Source organism: Streptomyces sp. C1-1 (genome assembly GCF_050214755.1).
Classification (GTDB): Bacteria; Actinomycetota; Actinomycetes; order Streptomycetales; family Streptomycetaceae; genus Streptomyces.
This window is the reverse complement of record NZ_CP189826.1, coordinates 2,323,004-2,348,061: the sequence shown is the minus strand read 5'-3', so window position 1 is coordinate 2,348,061 and position 25,058 is coordinate 2,323,004. Positions and strand designations below refer to the sequence as shown.

Sequence of the window (25,058 nt, the reverse complement as noted above, 5' to 3'; positions counted from 1 at the left end):
TCGACCAGGAGGCTGCCCATGTCCGCGTCCGACTTCCCTTCCGTCCCCCGACAGCGCGTCGGCGTCTGGCTGATCGGCGCCCGCGGCTCCGTCGCGACGACCGTCGTCGCGGGCTGCGCGGCGATCACGGCGGGCCTGCACCCGCCGACCGGGCTGGTCACCGAGACCCCGGCGTTCGCGGAGGCCGGTCTGCCCCCGCTCGCCTCGCTGGTCTTCGGCGGCCACGACACACTGGACTGCCCCCTGCCCAAGCGCGCGGAGGCCCTCGCCGCCGGCGGCGTCCTGCCTCCGGGTCTCCCCGCCGCCGTCACCGGCGAACTGGCCGCCGCCGACCGGGAGATCAGACCGGGCGGCCCGGCAACCGGCGACACCCGCACCGAACAGGAACTGATCGCCGCCTTCACCGCCGACATCACCGACTTCGTACGGCGCCACGCACTGGCGCGGGCCGTCGTGGTGAACGTGGCCTCCACCGAACCCCCGGCCACCGGCGACGCCTTCCCACCCAGCTCGCTCTACGCGGCGGCAGCCCTGCGCGCGGGCTGCCCCTACGTCGACTTCACCCCGTCGACCGGCCTGCACCACCCCGCGCTGCGGGCCGCCGCCGAGTCGAGCGGACTGCCGTACGCCGGCCGCGACGGCAAGACGGGCCAGACGCTGCTGCGTTCCGTCCTCGGACCCATGTTCACCCAGCGGGCCCTGCGGGTCCGCGCCTGGTCCGGGACCAACCTCCTCGGCGGCGGCGACGGTGCCGCCCTCGCCGACCCCGCGGCCGCGGCGGCGAAGAACGCCGGCAAGGAACGCGTGCTGACCGACACCCTCGGCACGGCGCCCGAGGGGGAGGTGCACATCGACGACGTGCCCGCACTCGGCGACTGGAAGACCGCCTGGGACCACGTCGCCTTCGACGGCTTCCTCGGCACGCGGATGGTCCTGCAGACGATCTGGCAGGGTTGCGACTCGGCCCTGGCCGCGCCCCTGGTCCTGGACGTGGCACGCCTCACCGCCCGCGCCGAAGAAGCGGGCCTGTCGGGCCCCCTCACCCAACTCGCCTTCTACTTCAAGGACCCAGTGGGGGAGGGGGCGCCGTCGGCGCTGGCGGAGCAGTACGCGACCCTGACGGCTTTCGCCCGCCGATTGAGCGAGGGGCGGGCGTCCGGCCCGGCGGAGGAGCACGCGGATTCCGGCACCGGGCACAAGCAGCGGCGGTCGGAGCAGGGCGGAGCCAACGGGCTTCGTCACCTGTCGGAGGAAGAGCGGTTCGGCCAGGGTGGGGGTGTCGGGCTTGGCGATCCGTCGGGGGAGGAGCGGTTGGGGCCTGACGGCGGTGTCGGGCTTGGTGGCCCGTCGGGGGAGGAGCGGTTCGGCCAGCGTGGGGGTGTCGGGCTTGGCGATCCGTCGGGGGAGGAGCGGTTGGGGCCTGACGGCGGCGTCGGGCTTGGTGGCCCGTCGGGGGAGGAGGCAGGGCAGGACGGCGGTTCCAGGCGATGCGACTCGTCGGGCGGCCGGCGGTGAGCGCCGTCGTCGCGACGAGGCGTCGCTGCGCGGCGAGTGGCGTGTCGGTGAAACCGTTCCATGCGGACGCGCAGCCGACCGGCGGCGCCCGGGCCTGGGCCGAACTCCTGCGCCTGCCCGCCCTGTTCACCGTCCCCGGCGACGCCCTCGCCGGGGCGGCCGCGGTCGCCGCCGCCCCGAACTCCCACACCCTGCTCGCCATCGGCTCCTCCCTCTGCCTCTACGAGGCCGGCATGGCGCTCAACGACTGGGCCGACCGCGAGGAGGACGCCGCCGAACGCCCGCACCGCCCCCTCCCGTCCGGCCGCGTCCACCCGGCCGCCGCCCTCTCGGCGGCCTGCGCGCTCACCGCGGCAGGTCTCGCCCTCGCCGCCCGCGCCGGCCGCCCCGCGTTCACGGTCGCCGCCCCCCTCACGGCCACGGTCTGGGCCTACGACCTCGCCCTCAAGCGCACGCCCGCGGGCCCGGCGGCCATGGCGGCGGCCCGTGGCCTCGACCTGCTGCTGGGTGCGGCGGCGACCACCGGCCACCCCCGCGAGGCGCTCCCCTCGGCCGCCCTGCTCGCGGCGCACACGCTCGCGGTGACGACCGTGTCCCGCCGGGAGACCACGGGCGGCTCAACGCCGGCCCCGCTGGCAGCCCTCGCCACGACGGCCCTGCTGACCCGACGCCTCACTCGGCCGGTCACGTCGGCCACGGTTCCCGCTCCGAGCCGGAGCAGGCGCCGCGCCGCGGCCGTGTCGTCCCCGGCCCCCCACACCCCGGCGGAGCCGCCGGCCCCGCTCACCGGTGTCGCTCGCCGAACCCCCGCGCCATGGCGGACCCGGCCGCGTCCCCGTGCCGGGCAGGGGGACGCCGTTGTGCCGCGTCTCGCCCTCGGCGCCGCCTACGCCGCCACCGCGGCCCGCCCCTACCTCCACGCCGCCCTCAACCCCTCACCCCCGCTGACTCAGCGGGCCGTAGGAGGCGGTATCCGCGCCGTGATCCCGCTCCAGGCGGCCCTGGCCGCCCGCGCCGGTGCGGGCGCCACCGCGCTGCTCGTCGCGGCTCTGGCCCCACTCGGCAGGCGGTTCGCAAGGACGGTGAGCATCACATGAGCCCCGCCACACACCACCCCGAAGGCACGGCCACGCCTTCCCTGCGCTTCGGCTACGGCACCAACGGCCTCGCCGACCTTCGCCTCGACGACGCCCTGGCGCTCCTCGCCGACCTCGGCTACGACGGTGTTGGCCTGACCCTCGACCACATGCACCTCGATCCCCTGGCACCGGATCTCGCCGACCGCACCCGCCGCCTGGCCGCACGGCTGAACGCGCTCGGCCTCGGCGTCACCGTGGAGACGGGCGCCCGCTATGTGCTCGACCCGCGCCGCAAGCACGGCCCCTCGCTGCTGGACCCGGGCCCGGAAGACCGCGCCCGCCGCGTCGCCCTGCTGGTCCGCGCGGTCGAGGTGGCCGCCGACCTCGGCGCCCACGCCGTCCACTGCTTCAGCGGAACCACCCCCGCGGGGACCGACCGTGACACGGCGTGGAAGCGCCTGGCCGAGGCGCTCACCCCCGTCCTGGAGGCCGCCGCCCGCGCCGGCGTCCCCCTCGCGGTCGAACCCGAACCGGGCCATCTGCTCGCCACCCTCGCCGACTTCCACCACCTGCGCCGCACCCTCGGCAGCCCCCGGCCCCTGGGCCTGACCCTCGACATCGGTCACTGCCAGTGCCTCGAACCCCTTTCCCCGGCCGACTGCGTCCGCGCCGCCGCTCCCTGGCTGCGGCACGTCCAGATCGAGGACATGCGCCGCGGCGTCCACGAGCACCTCCCTCTCGGCGAGGGCGAGATCGACTTCCCGCCCGTCCTCGCGGCCCTCGCCGCGACCGGCTACCAGGGCCTGACCGTCGTGGAACTGCCCCGCCACTCCCACGCGGGCCCGCACCACGCCGAACGCTCCCTGCCGTTCCTGCGCCACGCCGCCCCCGCCCCACCCCACGGCGATCCCTCCGCCGCCCTCGAAGAGAGCAGCACCTCATGAGTCACACGCACACCGCCCCCGCGGACGGCCTCTCGGGCACCACTCTCGCCCACACATCCCTCGACGGCCTGCGCGCCCGCCTGGTCGCCCACCTCGACGCAGCCGCCCGCGCCTGGCTCGACCAGGCCCTCGACGAGGCCGCCGCCCAGCCCGGCATCCACGGCCCCATCACCGTGTGGGAGCTGCGCCTCGCCGAGGCCGGCCGCCGATGCGGGCCCGCGCACGCCGACGCCGCCCGCGTCCTGATCCTGCACGCCGCCCGCGCCGACGCGGACGCCCTCGGCCGGGTCTACTTCCAGGGCACCGCCGCCGAACGCCGGGCCGTCCTGCACGCCCTGCCCCACCTGCTCGAGGGCCCCGACGCCCTTCCGCTCGTCGAGGACGCCCTGCGCACCAACGACACCCGCCTCGTGGCCGCCGCCGTCGGCCCCTACGCCGCCCGGCACCTCGCCCCGCACCACTGGCGGCACGCGGTCCTGAAGTGCCTCTTCACCGGCGTCCCCGTCGACCGCGTCGCCGATCTGGACCGGCGCGCCCGCGCCGACACGGAACTCGCCCGGATGCTCCGCGACCACGCCGCCGAACGCACCGCCGCGGGCCGTCCCGTACCCCGAGACCTGCACCGCGTCCTGACCCTGACCGACCCCACCGACGGCGAGGACTCCCGATGCGCATCTTCGACCCCCACATCCACATGACGTCCCGCACCACCGACGACTACGAGGCCATGCACGCCGCCGGCGTCCGCGCCGTCGTCGAACCCGCCTTCTGGCTCGGCCAGCCCCGCACCTCGCCCGCCTCCTTCTTCGACTACTTCGACTCCCTCCTCGGCTGGGAGCCGTTCCGCGCCGCCCAGTACGGCATCGCCCACCACTGCACGCTCGCCCTCAACCCCAAGGAGGCCAACGACCCGCGCTGCGTGCCCGTCCTCGACGAACTGCCCCGCTATCTCGTCAAGGACCAGGTCGTCGCCGTCGGCGAGATCGGCTACGACTCGATGACCCCGGCCGAGGACACCGCCCTCGCCGCCCAGCTCCAGCTCGCCGCCGATCACGGGCTCCCCGCGCTCGTCCACACCCCGCACCGTGACAAACGCGCCGGCCTGCGCCGCACCCTCGACGTGGTCCGCGAGTCCCGGCTGCCCCCGGACCGCGTCCTGGTCGACCACCTCAACGAGACCACCGTCGACGAGGCGAAGGACAGCGGCTGCTGGCTGGGCTTCTCCGTCTATCCCGACACCAAGATGGACGAGAAGCGGATGGTGGCGATGCTGCGCACCCACGGCCCCGAGCGGGTGCTGGTGAACTCCGCCGCCGACTGGGGCCGCAGCGACCCCCTCAAGACCCGCAAGGTCGCCGACCTGATGCTGGCCGAGGGCTTCTCGGAGGACGACGTCGACCGGGTCCTGTGGCGCAACCCCGTCGCCTTCTACGGGCTCAGCGGCCGCCTGAACCTCGACGTCACCCCCACCGACCCCACCCACGAGGGCAACTCGGTCCTGCGCGGCGGGGAGTGACCGATGCGCTTCCGCCACCCGGACGGCACCACCGTCCACCTCGCCTACTGCACCAACGTCCACCCGGCCGAAACCCTCGACGGCGTCCTCGCCCAGCTCCGCGACCACTGCGAACCGGTCCGCCGGCGTCTCGGCCGCGACCGCCTGGGCATCGGCCTGTGGCTCGCCAGGGACGCGGCCCACGCCCTGGTCACCGACCCGTCGGCGCTGCGCGGCCTGCGCACCGCACTCGACCGGCGCGGCCTGGAGGTCGTCACCCTCAACGGCTTCCCCTACGAGGGTTTCGGCGCCGAGGAGGTCAAGTACCGCGTGTACCGGCCCGACTGGGCGGACCCCGAACGTCTGGAGCACACCACCGCCCTGGCCCGCGTCCTCGCCGGCCTGCTCCCCGACGACGTCACCGAGGGCACCATCTCGACGCTGCCCCTGGCCTGGCGCACCGCCTACGGCGAGGACCGCGCCGACAAGGCCCGCGCTGCGCTGGTCACCCTGGCCGAACGACTCGACGCCCTCGCCGAGTTGACGGGCCGCTCCGTCCGCGTCGGGCTGGAGCCCGAACCCGGCTGCGTCATCGAGACCACCGCCGACGCGATCGCCCCGCTCACCGCACTCGCCCACGAGCGCGTCGGCGTCTGCGTCGACACCTGCCATCTCGCCACCTCCTTCGAGAACCCGCACACCGCCCTGGACGCACTCGCCGCAGCCCGCGTCCCCGTCGTCAAAGCCCAGCTCTCGGCCGCCCTGCACGCCGAAGGCCTCCACCTCCCCGAGGTCCGCCGAGCCCTCGCCGCCTTCGACGAACCCCGCTTCCTGCACCAGACCCGCACCGCCGCCGCCATCGGCCTGCGTGGCACCGACGACCTCGGCGAGGCCCTCGAGACCGACGCCCTGCCCGAAACGGCACCCTGGCGCGCCCACTTCCACGTCCCGCTGCACGCGGCCCCCGCCGCCCCCCTCACCTCCACGCTCCCCGTGCTCAAGTCCGCGCTGACCCGGCTCGTCGGCGGCCCGCACCCGCTCACCCGCCACCTGGAGGTGGAGACCTACACCTGGCAGGCCCTGCCGCCCGACCTGCGGCCCCGCGGCCGCGCGCAGCTCGCCGACGGCATCGCCGCCGAACTCACCCTCGCCCGCGACCTTTTGACCGAACTCGGCCTGAAGGAACTCCCATGAGCACCCACCGGGCCGGCCCGGACCCCACCCCGCTCCTCGTCCTCGACGTCGTCGGCCTCACCCCCCGTCTCCTCGACCACATGCCCCACCTCAAGGCACTCGCCCGGTCCGGCTCCCGGGCCGCCCTCGGCACCGTCCTGCCCGCCGTCACCTGCGCCGCCCAGTCCACCTTCCTCACCGGCACCCACCCGTCCGAGCACGGCATCGTCGGCAACGGCTGGTACTTCCGCGAGCTCGGCGACGTACTCCTTTGGCGGCAGCACAACGGCCTCGTCGCCGGGGACAAACTCTGGGACGCCGCCCGCCGCACCCACCCCGGCTACACGGTCGCCAACATCTGCTGGTGGTACGCGATGGGCGCCGACACCGACATCACCGTCACCCCCCGTCCGGTGTACTACTCCGACGGCCGCAAGGAACCCGACTGCTACACCCGGCCCCCGGCCCTGCACGACGAACTCACCGACAGGTTCGGCACCTTCCCCCTCTTCCACTTCTGGGGACCCGGCGCGGACCTGGTCTCCAGCAGGTGGATCATCGACGCGACCCGCCATATCAACCGCACCCGGCACCCCGACCTGACCCTCTGCTACCTCCCTCACCTCGACTACGACCTGCAGCGCTTCGGCCCCGACGACCCGCGCTCCCTGAAGGCGGCCACCGATCTGGACGCCGCGCTAGCCCCGCTCCTGGACGACGCCCGCGCCGAGGGCCGTACCGTCGTCGCGCTGTCCGAGTACGGCATCACGCGCGCCGGCCGGCCCATCGACATCAACCGGGCGCTGCGCCGGGCCGGCCTGCTGGAGGTGCACACGCAGGACGGCATGGAGTACCTCGACCCGATGGCGTCCCGTGCCTTCGCGGTCGCCGACCACCAGATCGCCCACGTCTACGTACGCCGCCCCGAGGACCTCGACGCCACCCGGGCGGCCCTGTCCGGCCTGCCCGGCATCGACCAGCTCCTCGACGACGAGGGCAAGAAGACGCATCACCTCGACCACCCGCGCTCGGGCGAACTGGTCGCCGTCGCGGAGCCGGACGCCTGGTTCACGTACTACTACTGGCTCGACGACGCCCGCGCGCCCGACTTCGCGCGGCTCGTCGAGATCCACCGCAAGCCCGGCTACGACCCGGTCGAGCTGTTCATGGACCCGCTCGACCCCTACGTCAAGGTCAGGGCGGCGACGGCGCTCGCCCGCAAGAAGCTCGGCCTGCGCTACCGGATGGCGGTCGTGCCCCTCGACGCGTCACCTGTGCGCGGCAGCCACGGCCGCCTTCCCGCGAGCGACGACGACGGTCCGCTCCTCATCTGCTCCACCCCCCGCGCCGTCGGCGACCGCCTCGCGGCCACCGACGTCAAGTCACTCCTGCTCCGACTGGCCGGTCTTTCCCGGCTGGTTCCCAGTGAAGCACCCGCCTCTGACAACGCCCTCTGATCCCGAGGAGTCCCAGACATGAGCCGCACCTCCCAGAGCGACCCCGAACTCACCCACCGCCTCACCAGACGAGGCATGCTCGGCGTCGCCGCGGGCGCCACCGCCGCCGCCCTGCTCGGCGCCGCCACGGCCCCGGCCACCGCCGCCACCGACTCCGCCCTCGCCGGCCGCGGACGGCCCGTCCTGCCGCCGGGCCGTCTCGGCATCCAGCTGTACAGCCTGCGCGACAAGGTCTCCACGCTCGGCTTCGCCCCCGTCTTCGCCGAACTGGAGAAGTACGGGTACGACGAGGTCGAGTTCGCCGGGTACACGCAGGGATCGGCTGGCCCCATCACCCTCGCCCAGCTCAGGCGGCTGGCCCGGGACCACGGCCTGACCCCGATCGGCAGCCACGTCGGCTACTACTCCGACGACCCGAACGCGTACACCTTCGCCCAGAACCTCACCAAGGTCCTCGACGACGCCCAGGCCCTCGGCCTCAAGCACATCGGCACCGCCTCCGGCCCGTTCCGCTACGGCTCGACGGTCGACGCGTGGAAGCGTGCCGCCGAGGAGTTCAACACCTACGGCGCGGCGGCGAAGGCCCGCGGCATGAAGTTCTATCAGCACAACCACTCCGACGAGTTCTCCTTCGCCACCGACAATCCCAAGGTCCGCCTCTACGACGTGCTGCTCGCGGAGACGGACCCCGACCTGGTGTTCCTGGAGATGGACATCTTCTGGGCCTACGCCGGCCAGTTCCGCTTCTCCAAGCGGCCCGACGGCGGCCCCGCCCCCTTCGAGCCCCTCGACTACGTCCTCAGGCAGCCCCACCGCTAGCCGCTGTTCCATGTGAAGGACGGTGTGAGCGATCCGGCGAACCAGTTCGGCTACCGGATGGTCGACGTGGGCGACGGAGACATCGACTACAAGAAGTTCATCTCGGCCGTCACCAGGCTCCGCGGTGAGCGCATGGCCCACCACTGGCAGACCGAACACGACCAGCCCGCCGAGTCGTTCACCTTCGCCCGCCGCTCCAGTGCCTACCTGCACTCGCTGCGCGAGAAGTGCTGAACCGCGCCCGCACATGAGAAAGCCTGCCCGCACATGAGGAGGCCCTCCCCGCGGTCCGGGGAGGGCCTCCTCACGCGCGCGTGCCGTCACCCCGTGGTGGGCTGGGGCTGCGCGGTCAGCGCGTCCGCGCCGCTGCGTCCCGGCTGCCGCAGCAGCAGGGCGATCGCCGCCGCGATCATCGAGACGCCGCCGGCCAGGGCGTACGCCCCGTTGTAGCCCCAGGCCGCGACCACCATGGAGCCGAGGCCGCCGCCGAACAGGCCGCTGATCAGCTTGCCGCTGTAGACCAGGCCGTAGTTGGTGGCGTTGTAGTTCTCCCCGAAGTAGTCCGGGGTCAGCGCGGCGAACATGGGGTAGAAGGCGCCGCCGCCGAATCCGGAGAGGAAGGCGAAGAACAGGAACAGCCACTCGCTCTTCATCTCGCCCGCCAGGATCACCCCGAACTGGGCGAGGCCCAGGACGACGATGACGAACACCAGGGTCGGCTTGCGGCCCCACCTGTCGGACAGCCAGCCGACGACACCGCGGCCGATGCCGTTGATGACGGCCATGACGCCCATCGAGGAGGCCGCCACGAGCGGGCCGAAGCCGACTTCCTTGGCGTAGTCGACCTGGAAGGAGATACCGAAGATCGACACGCCGGCGGTCATCACGATGGCTATCCACATCAGGGGCAGCATGCCGGTCCGGACGGCCTCCTTGGGCGTGTACTGCCGCGTCGCCGGGGGGTTCTTGGCGAGGCTCGTCGCGTTCTTCCGGTTGCCGGAGAACGTCAGCGGGTCGATGTCCGCGGGCCACCAGTTCTTCGGCGGGTCCTTGAAGAAGAACGCACACCCGAAGACCACGATCATGACGTAGCAGCCGATCAGGTCCAGCACGCGGTGGTAGTTGCCGGTGTCGAAGGCGTAGTTGAAGATGAAGATGAACGGCAGCGATCCGTAGGCGAAGCCGCCGTTGACGAAGCCCGTGCGGGCGCCGCGGCGTTCGGGGAACCACTTGCCGACCATGTTGATGCAGGTCGCGTAGACCAGTCCGGCGCCGAGACCGCCGATGACGCCGAAACCGACGATCGCCAGCAGCACGTTGCTCAGGTGCGACAGGGCGAGGAAGCCGACCAGGCACATCCCGGAGCCGATGTACATGGCCCGGCGCGCGTTGAGGATGCCCCTCTCGCGCAGCCAGCCCGCCGGGAAGGCGATGCCGGCCTGGAAGAAGACCCAGACGCTGAGGATCCAGAAGGTGTTGGACTGCGTCCAGCCGTGCGCGTGGGACAGGGTGTCTTCCGCGGAGCCGTACGCGTACTCGAAGACGCTGATGGCCATCATGGCGATCCACGGGAGGTACACCATGAGTTTGCGGGAGTGCCCGAGGATGTCGTGGTCGGTCTCGCCGATGCGGTAGACGCGGCCGCGGGCGTCGGTGACCTCACGGTAGGGACGGTGTGCGGCTGCCGGATCGGCCGAGAGCGGATCTGCTGTCATGCTTATGCCATCTCCTCGCCGAGCGGGTGCGGGTTGGGAACGATGCGCCGGGCGTTCGGCCTGCCCGGGGACTTCAGGAAGAGCGCCAGTACCGCCGAGGCCAGCCCGATGGAACCCGCCAGCACGAACGCGCCGTGGTAGTCCCACGCGCCGACCACGACCGCGCCCAGGCCGGAGCCGACGAGCCCGGAGATCAACTTCGAGCTGTAGACCATGCCGTAGTTGGTGGCGTTGTTGTTCTCGCCGAAGTAGTCCGCCGTCATGGCCGCGAACAGCGGGAAGATCGCCCCGCCGCCGAATCCGGAGACCATGGAGCAGAACAGGAAGAACGGCATGCTGCCCATCTGGCCGGAGACCAGCACGCCGAACTGGGCGGTGCCCAGCACGACGCAGACGATGATCAGGGTGTTGCGGCGCCCGGAGCGGTCGGAGATCCAGCCGATCACGCCCCGCCCGGTGCCGTTGACGACGGCCTTCAGGGACATCGCCGTGGCCACGACCCCGCCCGCGAACCCCATGTCCTTGCCGAACGGCACCTGGAAGGCGATGCCGAAGATGTTGATGCCGGCCGTGCACAGCAGACAGAACCACATCATCCACAGGACGGGCGTACGGGCGGCCTCCCTCGGGGTGTACTGCTTGACCGCCGGCGGGTTCTTCTCCAGCGCCCGGCGGATCTTCGGGTCGTCGGTCAGCCGGAGCGGGTCGACGTGCGCCGGCCACCAGTTCTTCGGCGGGTCCTTGAAGAACCAGCCCGCCGAGGCAACCAGCAGACACAGGCCGACGCCCACCGTGGCGAGCACGGTCCGGTAGTTGCCCAGGTCCATGTACGAGGTGAACAGGAAGACGAAGGGCACGGACCCGTAGGCGAAACCCCCGTTGACGAAACCCGTCTTGCCGCCCTTGCGCTCCGGATACCACTTGCCGACCATGTTCACGCAGGTCGCGTAGACGAGGCCGGCGCCGATGCCGCTGAACATCCCGAAGCCGAGGTATGCGACCGCGACGTGCGGCGCGTACGCCAGCGACAGATAGCCGAGCATCGTGCCGACGGCGCCCAGCAGCATCGCCGTTCGGGCCGGCAGCCTGCCGCTCTCGCGCAGCTGCCCGGCGGGGAAGGCCACGGCCGCCTGGAAGAACACCCAGACGCCCATCAGCCAGAAGATGTGTCCGCTGCTCCACAGATGCGCCTCGTGGAGTGTGTCCTCCGCCGAGGTGAACGCGTACTCGGCGGAGCTGATGCCCATCATGCCCACCCAGGGCAGGATGACCATCCACTTGCGTGTCCGGCCCATGATGTCGACGTCTGACTCGCCGATCCGGTACACGCGGCCGTTGCGATCCCTCACCTCCCGGTACGGGACGGAGGCCGAGTAGTCGGTCGTTGTCATCGTTCAGTGCCCCTTGCGTCGAAAGCTCTGGCCAGCGCCCCCTGTCCAATGCCTTTCGTGTGCGCACGGGTCCCGGGGCCTACCGGCCGCACTGCCGGCCGGCCCCGCGTCTCGGTCACCTCATGAACCGCCCCCCAACAACCCGGCGGCCCGTGCCCAGCGGGCGGTGTGGCGCCCGGGGGGCAACCCCCGGACCCCCGGCCGACGCCGTTCGCGCGCCGGTGCCACGGCAGCCCCCGCCGACATCACAGCAGCCCCGCAGCCCGTGCCCAGCGGGCGGTGTCGCGTCCGGGGGGCAACCCCCGGACCCCCGGCCGACGCCGTTCGCGCGCCGGTGCCACGGCAGCCCCCGCCGACATCACAGCAGCCCCGCAGCCCGTGCCCAGCGGGCGGTGTCGCGTCCGGGGGGCAACCCCCGGACCCCCGGCCGACGCCGTTCGCGCGCCGGTGCCACGGCAGCCCCCGCCGACATCACAGCAGCCCCGCAGCCCGTGCCCAGCGGTACTTCGCTCCGAGTACGGCGACCGGCTTCTCGGTCGTGTACGGGTACGCCACGACCCCGCGCTCGTAGAGGTACTGGCAGGCCTCCTCGACCTCGACGTCGCCCGCGAGCGAGGCCACCACGGGCTTCTCGACGCCGCGTTCGCGGAACTCGGCCACCACGCGCGCGGTGAGCTCCGCGAAGACCATCGGGGGAGTGACGATGGTGTGCCAGTAGCCGAGGACGAGCGCGTGGATGCGCGGGTCCTTGAGGCCCAGCCGGATCGTCGCCTCGTACGTCGACGGCGGCTCGCCGCCGGTGATGTCCACCGGGTTGCCCGCGGCCCCGAACGGCGGGATGAACTTCCGGAAGGCCTCGTCCAGGTCCGGCGGGATCTCCATCAGGGACAGCCCGTTGTCGGTCACCGCGTCCGACAGCAGTACGCCACTGCCGCCGGCCCCGGTGATGATCACGACGTTGTCGCCCCGGGGGGTGGGGAGCACCGGCAACGCGCGCGCGTACTCGAGCATCTCGTTCAGACCGGGCGCCCTGATCACTCCGGCCTGCCTCAGGATGTCGTCGTACACGGCGTCGTCGCCCGCGAGCGCCCCGGTGTGCGACCCGGCGGCCTTCGCGCCCGCCGCCGTACGTCCCGCCTTCAGCACGACGACGGGCTTCTTCGGTACGGTCGCCCGCGCGGCCTCCACGAAGGCGCGGCCGTCCTTGAGGTCCTCCAGGTGCATCGCGATGCACTCGGTGTGCGGGTCCTCGCCGAACCACGTCAGCAGGTCGTCCTCGTCGAGGTCGCACTTGTTGCCGAGGCCGACGATCGCCGACACACCCGTCTTCGTGGTGCGGGCGAAGCCCAGGATCGCCATCCCGATGCCACCCGACTGCGAGGTGAGCGCCACCCCGCCCTTGACGTCGTACGGCGTGCAGAACGTGGCGCACAGGTCCTGCCACGTCGAGTAGTAGCCGTAGATGTTCGGACCGAGGAGGCGGACGCCGTACCGCTCGGCGATCGCCACGATCTCCGCCTGGAGTTCGTGCTCGCCGGTCTCCGCGAACCCGGAGGGGATCAGCACGGCGTTGGGGATGTTCTTGCGTCCCACCTCCTCCAGCGCCGAGGCCACGAACCTGGCGGGGATCGCGAAGACCGCCACATCCACCTCACCGGGAACGTCCGTGACACTCTTGTACGCCTTGCGGCCCAGAATGTCATCGGCCTTGGGATTCACCGGGAAGATGTCCCCGGCGAAACCCCCGTCGATGAGGTTGCGCATGACCGAATTGCCGATCTTGCCCTGCTCGTTGGAGGCGCCGATGACGGCTACCGAGGCGGGCTGCATCAGCCGGCGCATCGAGGTGAGGATCTCCTCGCGCGTGTACTTCCTGCGCGGTGGCGGCTGTTTCTCGGCGAGGATCACCCGGATGTCGGCGGCCACCGCACCCTCCGGTGTGGCGATCACCGGGTTGAGGTCCACCTCGGCGATCTCCGGGAAGTCCGCGACCAGTTGGGACACCCGCCGGATCTGTTCGGCGACCGCCCACCGGTCCACCGCCCGCGCGCCGCGCACCCCGCGCAGGATCTCCGCCGACCGGATCGAGTCCAGCATGGACAGCGCCTCGTCCGCGCTCACCGGCGCCAGCCGGAACGTCACGTCCTTGAGCACCTCGACGAGCACCCCGCCGAGCCCGAACGCGACGACCTTCCCGAAGGTCGGGTCCGTCACCGCGCCGACGATGACCTCCTGCCCCTGCGGCAGCAGTTCCTGGACCTGCACGCCGTCGATCCGCGCGTCCGCGTCGTACGCGCGCGCGTTCTCGATGATCCCGCAGAACGCGGCCCGTACCTCGGCGGCGCCCTCGACGCCGACGATCACACCGCCGGCGTCGGTCTTGTGCAGGATGTCCGGCGAGACGATCTTCATCACCACGGGCCCGCCGAAGCGCGCCGCGCAGGCGACGGCCTCGTCGACGTCCCTCGCCAGCTCCTCACCCGGTACGGCGATCCCGTACGCGTCGGCGATCACCTTGCCCTCGGGCGCGGTCAGCGCGGTCCGCCCCTCGGCCCGCACAGCGTCGAGGAGCGAGCGCACCCGCAGCTCCCGGTCTTCCGCCATCACGTCAGATCACTCCGTTCGACTTGAGCAGGCGCAGCTCCTCGTCGCCGAGGCCGAGCTCGCCGACGTAGACCTCTTCGTTGTGCTCGCCGAGCAGCGGTGAACTGCTCACCTCGACGGGGGAGTCGGAGAGCTTCAGCGGGCTGCCGACGGTCGTGAACTCGCCGCGCTCGGGGTGCGGGACGGTGACGACCATCTCGTTGGCGACCAGCGACTCGTCCTCGATGATCTCCTTCGTCGACAGGATCGGCCCGCACGGGATGTTGTGCGCGTTGAGCCGCTCCAGCACCTCCCACTTGGGCAGCGTCGAGGACCACTCCTCGATCAGCTGGAACATCTTGTTGAGCTTGGGCAGCCGGGCCTCCGGCGTGGCCCACTCGGGGTCCTCCGCCAGCTCGGGACGGCCGATGAGCTCGCTGATGGGCTTCCAGCCGACGGGCTGCACGATGACGTACACGTAGTCGTTGGGGCCGCCGGGCGCGCACTTGACCGCCCAGCCCGGCTGGCCGCCGCCGGAGGCGTTTCCCGAGCGGGGAACCTCGGTGCCGAAGTCCTCGTTGGGATATTCGGCGAGGGGGCCGTGGGCCAGGCGCTGCTGATCGCGCAGCTTCACCCGGCAGAGGTTGAGCACAGCGTGCTGCATGGCCACGTTCACCCGCTGACCGCGCCCGGTGTGCTCGCGCTGGAACAGCGCTGCGAGTATCCCCGCCACGGCGTGGACGCCCGTGCCCGAGTCCCCGATCTGGGCCCCAGTCGCCAGCGGCGGTCCGTCCTCGAAACCGGTGGTCGACATCGACCCGCCCATGGCCTGCGCGACGACCTCGTACGCCTTGAAGGCGGTGTACGGGCCCTCGCCGAACCCCTTGATGGAGGCATAGACGATTCGCGGATTGATCTCCTGGATGCGGTCCCAGGTGAAGCCCATGCGGTCGACCGCGCCCGGGCCGAAGTTCTCGACCATGACGTCCGAGCGCCGGATCAGCTCGGTGAGGATCTCCTTGCCGCGCTCGGTCTTGGTGTTGAGGGTGATGCTGCGCTTGTTGCAGTTGAGCATCGTGAAGTAGAGGGAGTCGACGTCCGGCAGATCACGCAGCTGCTTGCGTGTGATGTCGCCGGTCGGGGCCTCCAGCTTGACGACGTCCGCGCCGAGCCAGGCCAGCAGCTGGGTCGCGGAGGGCCCGGACTGGACGTGGGTCATGTCGAGGACGCGGATGCCCTCAAGTGCCTTGCGGGTCACGGGCGTTCACCTCACTTGTACATCGTCTGGTTCATGGTTCCGGGGGCGTACGCGTCCGGGTCGACCCAGACGTTGATCAGCGACGGCCTGCCCGACTCGCGGGCGCGGCGCAGGGCGGGGCCGATGTCGGCGGGGTCGCGGACCTCCTCGCCGTAACCGCCCAGCATCTGCGCGAACTTGTCGTAGTGGACGTCGCCGAGGGTGTTGCCCACCCGCTCGCGCTCCTCGCCGTACTTGGCCTTCTGGCCGTAACGGATCTGGTTCATCGAGGAGTTGTTGCCGACGATGCCGACGAACGGGAGGTCGTAGCGGACGAGGGTCTCGAAGTCCCAGCCGGTCAGGGAGAAGGCGCCGTCGCCGAAGAGGGCGACGACCTCCTTGTCGGGCCGTGCCTGCTTGGCCGCGAGCACGAAGGGGACGCCGACGCCGAGGGTGCCGAGCGGTCCCGGGTCCATCCAGTGGCCCGGCGACTTGGGCTGGACGACCTGCCCGGAGAAGGTGACGATGTCGCCGCCGTCGCCGATGTAGATCGAGTCCTCGGTGAGGAAGTCGTTGATCTCGCTGACCAGGCGGTACGGGTGGATCGGCGAGGCGTCCGACTTCAGGCTCGGCAGCCGCTTCTCGATCGAGGTCTGCTCGGCGGCGCGCAGCTCGTCGAGCCACTCCTTGCGCTTGGCGGCGCCGCCGTTGAGGCGTCCCGAGGCCGCCTCGGTCACCGACTTCAGCACCAGCCCGGCGTCGCCGACGATCCCGAGGTCGATGTCGCGGTTCTTGCCGACGGTCCGGTAGTCGAGGTCGATCTGCACGACGGTCGCCTCGGGGGACAGCCGCTTGCCGTAGCCCATGCGGAAGTCGAAGGGCGTGCCGACGATGACGATGACGTCGGCGTTGGAGAAGGCGTACCGGCGCGAGAGCTGGTAGTGGTGCGGGTCGCCGGGAGGCAGGGTGCCGCGGCCGGCGCCGTTCATGTACGCGGGGATGTTGAGGGTCCGTACGAGCTCGACGGCCGCCTCGGTGCCGCGGGTCGTCCAGACCTGGCTGCCCAGCAGGATGGCGGGCTTCTCGGCGTGCACGAGCAGGTCGGCGAGCTTCTCGATGGCCTCGGGGTCGCCGGCCGAGCGGGTCGAGGCACGGTAGGCGCCGGCCCTCGGCACACGCGCCTTGCCGGCCGGCACACTGGCGTCCAGCACGTCGCGCGGGATCTCCAGGAAGGAGGGGCCCGGCGCGCCGTGGTAGCACTCGCGGAACGCCATGGACACCATGTCGGCGGCGCGCGCCGTGTCCGGCACGGTCGCCGCGAACTTGGTGATCGGCGTCATCATGTCGACGTGCGGCAGGTCCTGCAGGGACCCCATCTTGTGCTGGGTGAGGGCGCCCTGGCCGCCGATCAGCAGCATCGGGGACTCCGCGCGGAAGGCGTTGGCGACACCGGTGACGGCGTCGGTCGTCCCCGGTCCCGCGGTGACGACCGCGCAGCCCGGCTTGCCGGTGATGCGGGCGTAGCCGTCCGCGGCGTGGGCGGCGACCTGTTCGTGTCGTACGTCGACGACCTCGATGCCCTCGTCGACGCAGCCGTCGTAGATGTCGATGATGTGGCCGCCGCACAACGTGTAGATGCGGTCGACCCCTTCGGCCTTCAGAGCCTTGGCGACGAGGTGACCGCCGGAAATCACGTCCTGGGTGTCGTCGGGCATGGCGAAGTCCTGTCCCTTCGTAGGGGGGTGGGAACGCTCTCGCGGTACATTGCATACAGTCGACGAATACTGTATGAACCTTGTTATCCCGCATCCGGTGGGTGGTGTCCAGGGGGCGTGCGGCACTTTTCAGTCATCGGAGTTCGGCCTCGCGATGACTTCGCAGACAGGAGCCGAGATGGACCTGTACGAGCACCAGGCAAGGGAACTCTTCGAAGAACACGGCATCTTGGTACCGAGGGCCGAGGTGACGGACTCACCCAAGAAGGCCCGTGGGATCGCCCGCGCACTCGGGGGACGCGTGGTGGTGAAGGCCCAGGTCAAGACGGGCGGGCGAGGCAAGGCCGGCGGCGTGAAGCTCGCCGCGGACCCGGCCGCCGCGGAGCTCACGGCCCGTCAGATCCTCGGCATGGACATCAAGGGCCACACTGTCCGCAAGGTCATGCTGGCCCAACCGGTGGACATCGAGGAGGAGTTCTACGTCTCCTACGTCCTCGACCGCGCCGCGGGCACCTTCCTCGCGATCGCATCCGCCGAGGGCGGCATGGAGATCGAGGAGGTCGCCGCGAGCAGGCCCGAGGCCGTGGCCCGCATCCCCGTCGACCCGGCCGAGGGCGTGACCTCGGCGAAGGCGGCCGAGATCGCCGAAGCGGCGGGACTGCCGGCGCAGACGGTCGACGTCCTCGTACGCCTGTGGGAGGTCCTCGTCCGCGAGGACGCGCTGCTCGTCGAGGTCAACCCGCTCGTGCGCACGAAAGGGGGCCGGATCCTCGCCCTCGACGGCAAGGTCACCCTCGACGACAACGCCCGCTTCCGGCAGTCACGTTGGGGCGCCGACGACATCGAGCACGACGACGCGCTGGAGGCGACGGCCGCCGCGAAGGGTCTCAACTACGTGAAGCTGGACGGCGAGGTCGGCATCATCGGCAACGGCGCGGGACTGGTCATGTCGACCCTCGACGTGGTCGCCGGCTGCGGCGCCCGGCCCGCCGACTTCCTCGACATCGGCGGCGGGGCCTCCGCCCAGATCATGGCCGACGGGCTGTCCGTCATCCTCTCCGACCCCGACGTGAAGTCGGTGTTCGTCAACGTCTTCGGCGGGATCACCGCCTGTGACGCGGTCGCCGAAGGCATCGTGCGGGCGCTGGACACCGTGCGGTTGACCAAGCCCCTGGTGGTCCGTCTCGACGGCAACAACGCGGCCCGCGGCCGCGCCATCCTCGACGAGCGCGCCCACCCGCTGGTCCAGCAGGCCACCACCATGGACGGCGCCGCCCGCCGCGCCGCCCAACTCGCCACCACAGCCTGAGGAGACGGACATGGCCATCTATCTCACCAAGGAGAGCAAGGTCCTCGTCCAGGGCATGACCGGCGGCGAGGGCATGAAGCACACCCGGCGCATGCTCGCCGCCGGCACGAACGTCGTCGGCGGCGTCAACCCCCGCAAGGCCGGCCACACCGTCGACTTCGACGACCGTTCCGTCCCCGTCCTCGGCTCGGTCGCCGAGGGCATCCACACGACCGGCGCCGACGTCACCGTCGTCTTCGTGCCGCCCGCCTTCGCCAAGGCGGCGGTCACCGAGGCCGCCGACGCCGGCATCGGCCTCGCGGTCGTCATCACCGAGGGCATCCCGGTCCACGACTCCGTCGCCTTCACCGCGTACGCGAAGGAGAAGGGCACCCGGATCGTCGGCCCCAACTGCCCGGGCCTGATCACCCCCGGCCAGTCCAACGCCGGCATCATCCCCGCCGACATCACCAAGCCCGGCCGTATCGGCCTGGTGTCCAAGTCCGGCACGCTCACCTACCAACTCATGTACGAACTCCGCGACATCGGCTTCTCCACCTGTGTCGGCATCGGCGGCGACCCGGTGGTGGGGACGACCCACATCGACTGCCTGGCCGCCTTCCAGGACGACCCTGACACCGAACTGATCGTCCTCATCGGCGAGATCGGCGGCGACGCGGAGGAACGCGCGGCCGCCTACGTCCGGGAGCACGTCACCAAGCCCGTCGTCGGCTACATCGCCGGATTCACCGCCCCCGAGGGCAAGACCATGGGCCACGCGGGCGCCATCGTCTCGGGCTCCTCCGGCACCGCGCAGGCGAAGAAGGAGGCCCTGGAGGCTGCCGGGGTGCGTGTGGGCGGCACACCGACCGAAACGGCGAAACTCGTGCTCGCCCGCCTCGAAGAGCAGCGGTCGGTCACTCATAGTTGACGTGAGCCATACATCCCCCCGCCCCCGACCGTGCACCGAGAGCGGAGCAACCGAATGGCATCCACCCTCACCCCCGACACCTCCACCCTCACCCTCAAATCAGGCACGTCCTGGGCCGACGCCTGGCAGCGCTGCCTGACCGTCGCCCCGGAGGCCTTCCGGGACGACCGCGTCCTCAACCTCTGGGCCGACGCCTGGCAGCCCGACGGCCGGGCCCTGCCCGCGACCAGCCCCGTCGACGGCAGCCCCATCGCCGGCCCGCCCCGCCTCGACAGCCGCACCGCGCACCAGGCGGTCCGCGCCTCCCTCGACCGGCACCGCGCCTGGCGGCACGTACCCCTGGACGAGCGCCGGGCCCGCGTCGCGGCCACCCTCGACGCCCTCACCGAACACCGCGAACTGCTCGCCCTGCTGCTCGTCTGGGAGATCGGCAAACCCTGGCGGCTCGCGCAGGCGGACGTCGACCGGGCCATCGACGGCGTGCGCTGGTACGTCGACGGCATCGAGCCGATGCTGGCCGGCCGGGCCCCGCTGGACGGCCCGGTGTCCAACATCGCGAGCTGGAACTATCCGATGAGCGTCCTCGTCCACGCCATGCTGGTCCAGGCGCTGGCGGGCAACGCGGTGATCGCCAAGACCCCGACCGACGGCGGCCTCGCCTGTCTCACCCTGGCCTGCGCGCTCGCCGCCCGCGAGGGAATCCCCGCCACCCTCGTCAGCGGCAGCGGGGGAGAGCTGTCCCAGGCGCTGGTGCGGGCGCCCGAGATCGGCTGCGTCTCCTTCGTCGGCGGCCGCGACACCGGCGGCGCGGTGGCCACGGCCGTCGCCGACCTCGGCAAACGGCACATCCTCGAACAGGAGGGACTCAACACCTGGGGCATCTGGAACCACTCGGACTGGGACGAGCTCGCGGCGGTCGTGCCCAAGCTCTTCGACTACGGCAAGCAGCGCTGCACGGCCTACCCGCGCTTCGTCGTCCAGCGGCGGCTGTTCGACGACTTCCTCGCGGCCTACCTCCCGGCGGTGCGCACGCTGAGGGTCGGGCACCCGCTCGCCGTCGAGCGCCCGGAGGACCCCTTCCCCGCGCTCGACTTCGGGCCCGTGATCAACGCGGCCAAGGCCAAGGAGCTGCGCGACCAGGTCGCCGAGGCCATCGACCGCGGCGCCGTGCCGCTGCACCGGGGCTGCGAGAGCGCCGCCCGCTTCCTGCCCGGTCAGGACACCTCGGCGTACGTCCAGCCGGTCACGCTCCTGAACCCGCCGCGGTCCTCGCCGCTGCACCACGCGGAACCGTTCGGCCCGGTCGACACCATCGTCCTGGTCGACACGGAGGCGGAACTGCTGGCCGCGATGAACGCCTCCAACGGGGCGCTCGTCGCCACGCTGTCCACGGACGACCGGGCCACCTTCGAACGGCTGGCCCCGCAGATCCGCGCGTTCAAGGTCGGCCACGGAAAGGCCCGCTCCCGCGGCGACCGCGACGAGCTCTTCGGCGGCTTCGGCGCGTCCTGGCGCGGGGCGTTCGTCGGCGGCGAACTCCTCGTACGCGCCGTGACGCGGGGCCCGGCGCGGGAACGGCTGCCCGGCAACTTCCCGGACTACCACCTCATGCCGTGACAGACGGCCCGGTGGCGTCCCCGGTGCCCGCCTCCGGGGCCCGGGGACGCCACCCGGCCCGCACCGGATACGCAGGTGAAACGCACTCCGAAAGCTTGGTATTGTTGTGCGTGTCGCCGCGGGGAACGCTCCCCGTCGCGCGACGGACACCTCGTCCGGGTGGCGGAATGGCAGACGCGCTAGCTTGAGGTGCTAGTGCCCTTTATCGGGCGTGGGGGTTCAAGTCCCCCCTCGGACACCAGACAGCTGAGACCCCTGTTCATCAGGGGTCTTTCGCTTTTCCCGGACCGGCTCGCCGCAGCGAGGGCCGCCCCGGCCCGCGACGGCACCGCTACGCCGCCCGCGGCTGCAGGAAGCGGGCCAGCAGGTCGTCCAGGGCCACCATGCCGGTCAGCCGGCCGGTGCCGTCACGGACGACGGCGAGCGAGGCGCGGTGCGCGCGCAGGACGTCGATCGCGTCGGCGACCGTGGTGTCCGCACCCAACTCCGGCACCGGCCGGGCCAGGTCGCGCGCGCTCGCGCCGCGCCCGCGGGCACGGGCCACCAGGGCGTCCCGGGCGTGCACGGAGCCGAGGACGCGATCGCCCTCGCGGACCAGCAGGCGGGTGCGGTCGCTGCCGGCCGCCGCGCGCAGCACCTCCTCGGCACCGGCGGCGCCTTCCACGGAGGTGATCAGCGCGGCCGGGACCTGGAGCGCGCCCACCGGGGTCTCGGGCTCGGTCAGCGAGCGGGTGATCAGTTCCGAGTCGGCCTCGCTGATCAGGTCCAGCCGCCGCGACTCCGCGACGAGGTGGGTCAGCTGCTCCCGGCTGTGCACCGAGGCCAGTTCGTCGCGCGGGGTGACCCGGCAGAGCCGCACCAGCGCGTTGCTGACCGTGTCGAGCAGCGAGATCAGCGGGCGTACGGCCGTCACCAGGGCCCGGAACGCCGGCGCGAGCAGCATCGCCGAGCGCTCCGGATGCGCGATCGCCCAGGACTTGGGGGCCATCTCGCCCACCACCATGTGCAGGAACACCACGACGATCATGGCGACGGCGAACGCGATGCCGTAGCTGAGCGCGCTCGGCAGGCCCAGCGCGTGCAGCAGCGGGTCGAGCGAGTGCGAGATCGCCGGCTTGGAGACCGAGCCCAGGCCGAGGGTGCAGACGGTGATGCCGAGCTGGGCGCCGGCCAGCATCAGCGACAGTTCGCGCATGCCGTCAAGGGCCGCCCGCGCGCCGCGCCGCTCCTCGGCGGCCGCCTTCTCCATGCGGTGTCGCTTGGCGGCGACCAGCGCGAACTCGGCGGCCACGAAGAAGCCGCTGCCGATCAGCAGCACGACGGTGACGAAGAGCGCCATCGGGAAACTCACGCCTGCTCCTCCGCCCGCTCCGCCAGCCGCGCGATCCGCACGCGCTCGGGCACGTGCCGGTCCAGGGCGCGTACGTCGATCACCGCGCGCCCGCCGTCGGGCAGCGTGACCGTGAGCCGGTCGCCGACGGCCGGGAAGCGGCCGAGGCGGTCCACGACCAGGCCGGCCACCGTGTCGAAGTCGTCCTCCTCGGGCAGCCCGATGCCGGTGGCCTCGGCGACCTCGTCCAGTCGGCGCCCGGCGTCCACCAGCCAGCCGTCGGTGTCGGCGACGGCGAGGTGGGTGACCGTGTCGGACTCGTCGGCGATGTCGCCGACCAGTTCCTCGGCGATGTCCTCGTAGGTGACGACCCCCGCGACGCCGCCGTGCTCGTCGAGTACGACCGCGAACTCGTCGTCGCGCTCCCGCATCCGCTCGACCGCCTCGGGCAGGGGGAGGGTGTCGGGCAGCAGCAGCGGGCGGCGGGCGAGCTCGCCGGCGGTCGTGGCGGCCAGCCGGTCCGCGGGCAGCCGCATCAGCTCGCGCACGCCCAGCACTCCGCCGACGTCGTCGGGGTGCTCGCCGAGCACCGGATGGTTGGAGTGACCGTACTTGCCGATGAGGTCGACGGCCTCGGACGCGCTCGCGTCCGCCCGGACGAACACGGTGTCCGCGCGCGGCACCATCACCTCGTCCAGCGTGCGCTCGGAGAACTCCAGCGCGTGGTCCAACAGCTCGGCGGTGTCCCTGGACAGCCGCCCCTGCTCGTGCGACTCGCCGATCAGCTGACTGAGCTCCTCCAGGGTGGCACCGTGGTGCAGCTCCTCGACCGGCTCGATGCCGGTCTCGCGCAGCAGCCGGTTCGCCGCGCCGTCGAAGATCCGTACGACCGGCCCCACGACCTTCAGATACGCCAGCGTCGAGGCGGCCAGCGACTTCGCCAGCCGCTCGGGCACCGCGATGGCGAGGTTCTTCGGGGCCAGCTCGCCCAGCACCATCTGCACCACCGTGGCGCCCACGAAGGAGAGCACCACGCAGATGCCGGTGACGGCCGCGCCCGGGACGCCGACGCCGGACAGCGCGCGCCCGAGCAGCGCGGACACGGACGGCTCGGCGATGAAACCGACGATCAGACCGGTCACCGTGATGCCCAGCTGGGCGCCGGACAGCATGAACGACAGCCTCTCGAGCACCTTCAGCGCCCGCGCGGCCCGGCGGTCCCCGGCCTGCGCCTCACGGGCCAGGGCGAGGCGGTCGGCGGAGACATACGCGAACTCCTGGGCCACGAAGTAGCCGGTGCCGGCGGTCAGCACGAGCACGGCCAGCAGGCCCAGGACGGCGCTCGCGGTACTCACCGGCGTGACGGCCGGAAGGGGGCGTCCGGCCGGGTGCCGCGGTCGGGCTCACCGCGGCGGTACGGGCGGGGACTGTGCCCCGGGGGGTCCGTCGGTCTGGCGGACAAAGGGGTGGCTCCTCTTGTTTCCTCGGTGCTTGTCAGGACAACGCCCGGGACCCGGCCCGGGTTCCCGGCTCACGGGTCCGCGCGGGAACGGGCAGCCGCTCCCGCGGCTCCCTGCGGAAGGCCCACCCCATGTCCGGCTCCACGACGAACCGGAAGACCCGCCGCACAGGCGGTGTGCACAGCAACGTCACGACGGCCCCGGCGGCCAGCGTGACGACGACCGCACCGAGCGGACGGTGGATCCAGTCCGGGGAGTACCAGCCCCAGTACTTGGACCCCTGGGCGACGAAGCCGTGCAGCAGATAGCCGTAGAGCGTGCCGGCGCCCAGCGCGGTGAACCACAGCCGCCGCCCCGGCACCCAGGACAGGAAGCAGGCGACCAGCACCATCGAGAAACCGAAGGCGGCCAGCGTCATCACCGGCCCGAACCACGCGGACGCCCCCAGCTCCTGGGCGCTGTCGCGGTGGTAGAACCAGGCCCCGGTCATCCGCGGCTCCGCCCAGTACGACACCGCGACCGCGCACCCCAGCACCGGCAGGGCCAGCAGCCGCACCCGCCACCGCCGCACCAGCCGGAAGTGCTCGGGCCGCAGGCACAGCCCGAGCACGAAGTACGGCAGGAACTGCAGGACGCGCTGCAGGTCGAGGTCGTTGCCGATGGACGGGGAGAGGGTGGCGAGGGCGGCGACGGTCAGCGCGATCGGCAGTGGCCACCGCACGCGCTGCCACAGCGGGGTGGTCAGCCGCCAGACGAACAGCGCGGCCAGGAACCACGTCAGGTACAGCGGGTCCAGCAGGCTGAACGGCCGGTCGGGCACCTGGTCGGTCCAACGGGTGAAAAGGGTGTACGCCGTCTCGAAGACGACGTACGGCACGGCCACTCCCGTCACCAGGCGTCTGATCCGCCCGGGGCTCGCGTCGAAGCTACGGGAGAAGTAGCCCGAGATGACGATGAACGCCGGCATGTGGAAGGCGTAGACGAAGTTGTAGAGCGCGCTGACCACCCGGCTGTCGTCGCGCAGCGGCTCCCACGCGTGGCCGATCGCCACCAGCACGATCGCCAGGTACTTCGCGTTGTCGAAGTAGGCGTCACGCTGCTTCGCCCGAGCCTCCCGCACGCCGTGGGGGGAACTCGCTGCCTGGGGTGCGACTCTGCGAGGTGCGGCCTTCACTGGTGCCAAGGCTGTGGTCTGGGGCTGGGACATTACAGCCGCCTCACCGGATCTGGCGGCCGTAAACCACCCGCAAAGGGGGTCGGCGGGGCTTGAGGGTTGACGCCCGGGCGCGCGGGCCGCTGCGGGAGCTGT

Annotated in this window: 17 protein-coding genes, 1 tRNA gene and 2 pseudogenes; 12 read left to right on the top strand and 8 right to left on the bottom strand. The window is 71.9% G+C overall.

Features of this window, described 5'->3' with window-relative positions; translation table 11 throughout:
* Window positions 1-18: 18 nt before the first annotated feature.
* From ACQF4J_RS10720 to ACQF4J_RS10685, 8 genes and pseudogenes are all read left to right on the top strand, one after another.
* Window positions 19-1,141 (top strand): annotated as a pseudogene (locus tag ACQF4J_RS10720) (inositol-3-phosphate synthase); the annotation flags it as partial.
* A 346-nt stretch (window positions 1,142-1,487) separates the two neighbouring features.
* Window positions 1,488-2,612: an SCO3242 family prenyltransferase gene (locus ACQF4J_RS10715; protein WP_427165526.1), complete on the top strand. Its 1,125-nt coding sequence runs from the start codon at window positions 1,488-1,490 to the stop codon at window positions 2,610-2,612.
* Window positions 2,609-3,538, top strand: a complete 930-nt coding sequence (locus tag ACQF4J_RS10710; RefSeq protein ID WP_351584100.1) for a sugar phosphate isomerase/epimerase family protein — start codon at window positions 2,609-2,611, stop codon at window positions 3,536-3,538. Before ACQF4J_RS10715 ends, ACQF4J_RS10710 begins: the two co-directional genes overlap by 4 nt.
* Complete coding sequence (locus tag ACQF4J_RS10705; protein WP_351584097.1) at window positions 3,535-4,236, top strand: EboA domain-containing protein; 702 nt, start codon at window positions 3,535-3,537, stop codon at window positions 4,234-4,236. The genes ACQF4J_RS10710 and ACQF4J_RS10705 overlap by 4 nt, the downstream gene beginning before the upstream one ends.
* Window positions 4,206-5,054: a TatD family hydrolase gene (locus ACQF4J_RS10700; protein WP_351584095.1), complete on the top strand. Its 849-nt coding sequence runs from the start codon at window positions 4,206-4,208 to the stop codon at window positions 5,052-5,054. The genes ACQF4J_RS10705 and ACQF4J_RS10700 overlap by 31 nt, the downstream gene beginning before the upstream one ends.
* 3 nt (window positions 5,055-5,057) lie before the next feature.
* Window positions 5,058-6,227 (top strand): metabolite traffic protein EboE, encoded by a 1,170-nt coding sequence (gene eboE, locus ACQF4J_RS10695; protein ID WP_351805039.1) that lies wholly within the window; start codon window positions 5,058-5,060, stop codon window positions 6,225-6,227.
* Entirely contained in the window at window positions 6,224-7,663 is a 1,440-nt protein-coding gene (locus ACQF4J_RS10690) for a nucleotide pyrophosphatase/phosphodiesterase family protein (protein ID WP_351584089.1), read from the top strand. Before eboE ends, ACQF4J_RS10690 begins: the two co-directional genes overlap by 4 nt.
* 18 nt (window positions 7,664-7,681) lie before the next feature.
* Window positions 7,682-8,716: pseudogene (locus ACQF4J_RS10685) on the top strand (sugar phosphate isomerase/epimerase family protein).
* Window positions 8,717-8,802: 86 nt separating this feature from the next.
* Here the strand turns inward: ACQF4J_RS10685 and ACQF4J_RS10680 are convergent.
* From ACQF4J_RS10680 to ACQF4J_RS10660, 5 genes are all read right to left on the bottom strand, one after another.
* Window positions 8,803-10,197, bottom strand: a complete 1,395-nt coding sequence (locus tag ACQF4J_RS10680) for an OFA family MFS transporter (protein ID WP_427165525.1) — start codon at window positions 10,195-10,197, stop codon at window positions 8,803-8,805.
* 2 nt (window positions 10,198-10,199) lie between these two features.
* Window positions 10,200-11,588: an OFA family MFS transporter gene (locus ACQF4J_RS10675; protein WP_427165524.1), complete on the bottom strand. Its 1,389-nt coding sequence runs from the start codon at window positions 11,586-11,588 to the stop codon at window positions 10,200-10,202.
* A 471-nt stretch (window positions 11,589-12,059) separates the two neighbouring features.
* Window positions 12,060-14,192: an acetate--CoA ligase family protein gene (locus tag ACQF4J_RS10670; protein WP_427168579.1), complete on the bottom strand. Its 2,133-nt coding sequence runs from the start codon at window positions 14,190-14,192 to the stop codon at window positions 12,060-12,062.
* Between the two features lie 4 nt (window positions 14,193-14,196).
* Entirely contained in the window at window positions 14,197-15,429 is a 1,233-nt protein-coding gene (gene frc / locus ACQF4J_RS10665) for a formyl-CoA transferase (protein WP_351583748.1), read from the bottom strand.
* 11 nt (window positions 15,430-15,440) lie between these two features.
* A complete protein-coding gene (locus ACQF4J_RS10660; protein WP_351583750.1) occupies window positions 15,441-17,123 on the bottom strand; it encodes a thiamine pyrophosphate-binding protein in 1,683 nt (560 codons plus the stop codon).
* A 178-nt stretch (window positions 17,124-17,301) separates the two neighbouring features.
* On the opposite strand from ACQF4J_RS10660, the gene sucC reads away from it, so the two are divergent.
* The 4 genes from sucC (at window position 17,302) to ACQF4J_RS10640 (ending at window position 21,200) form a co-directional block, all read left to right on the top strand.
* Window positions 17,302-18,432 (top strand): ADP-forming succinate--CoA ligase subunit beta, encoded by a 1,131-nt coding sequence (sucC, locus tag ACQF4J_RS10655; protein ID WP_351805049.1) that lies wholly within the window; start codon window positions 17,302-17,304, stop codon window positions 18,430-18,432.
* A gap of 10 nt (window positions 18,433-18,442) precedes the next feature.
* The gene (sucD, locus tag ACQF4J_RS10650) at window positions 18,443-19,342 is read left to right on the top strand and encodes a succinate--CoA ligase subunit alpha (protein WP_351583755.1); all 900 of its coding nucleotides are present in this window, start codon (window positions 18,443-18,445) and stop codon (window positions 19,340-19,342) included.
* 54 nt (window positions 19,343-19,396) lie between these two features.
* On the top strand, window positions 19,397-20,959 hold the full coding sequence (locus tag ACQF4J_RS10645) for an aldehyde dehydrogenase family protein (RefSeq protein ID WP_351583758.1): 1,563 nt from the start codon (window positions 19,397-19,399) through the stop codon (window positions 20,957-20,959).
* A gap of 153 nt (window positions 20,960-21,112) precedes the next feature.
* A tRNA-Leu gene (locus ACQF4J_RS10640) sits at window positions 21,113-21,200 on the top strand.
* Window positions 21,201-21,290: 90 nt separating this feature from the next.
* On the opposite strand, the gene ACQF4J_RS10635 is transcribed toward ACQF4J_RS10640, so the two are convergent.
* The 3 genes from ACQF4J_RS10635 to ACQF4J_RS10625 form a co-directional block, all read right to left on the bottom strand.
* Window positions 21,291-22,310: a hemolysin family protein gene (locus ACQF4J_RS10635; RefSeq protein ID WP_427165523.1), complete on the bottom strand. Its 1,020-nt coding sequence runs from the start codon at window positions 22,308-22,310 to the stop codon at window positions 21,291-21,293.
* A complete protein-coding gene (locus ACQF4J_RS10630; protein ID WP_427165522.1) occupies window positions 22,307-23,644 on the bottom strand; it encodes a hemolysin family protein in 1,338 nt (445 codons plus the stop codon). The genes ACQF4J_RS10635 and ACQF4J_RS10630 overlap by 4 nt, the downstream gene beginning before the upstream one ends.
* Before the next feature lie 139 nt (window positions 23,645-23,783).
* Window positions 23,784-24,956, bottom strand: coding sequence for an acyltransferase family protein (locus ACQF4J_RS10625; protein ID WP_427165521.1), 1,173 nt, complete (start codon window positions 24,954-24,956; stop codon window positions 23,784-23,786).
* Window positions 24,957-25,058: the final 102 nt, after the last annotated feature.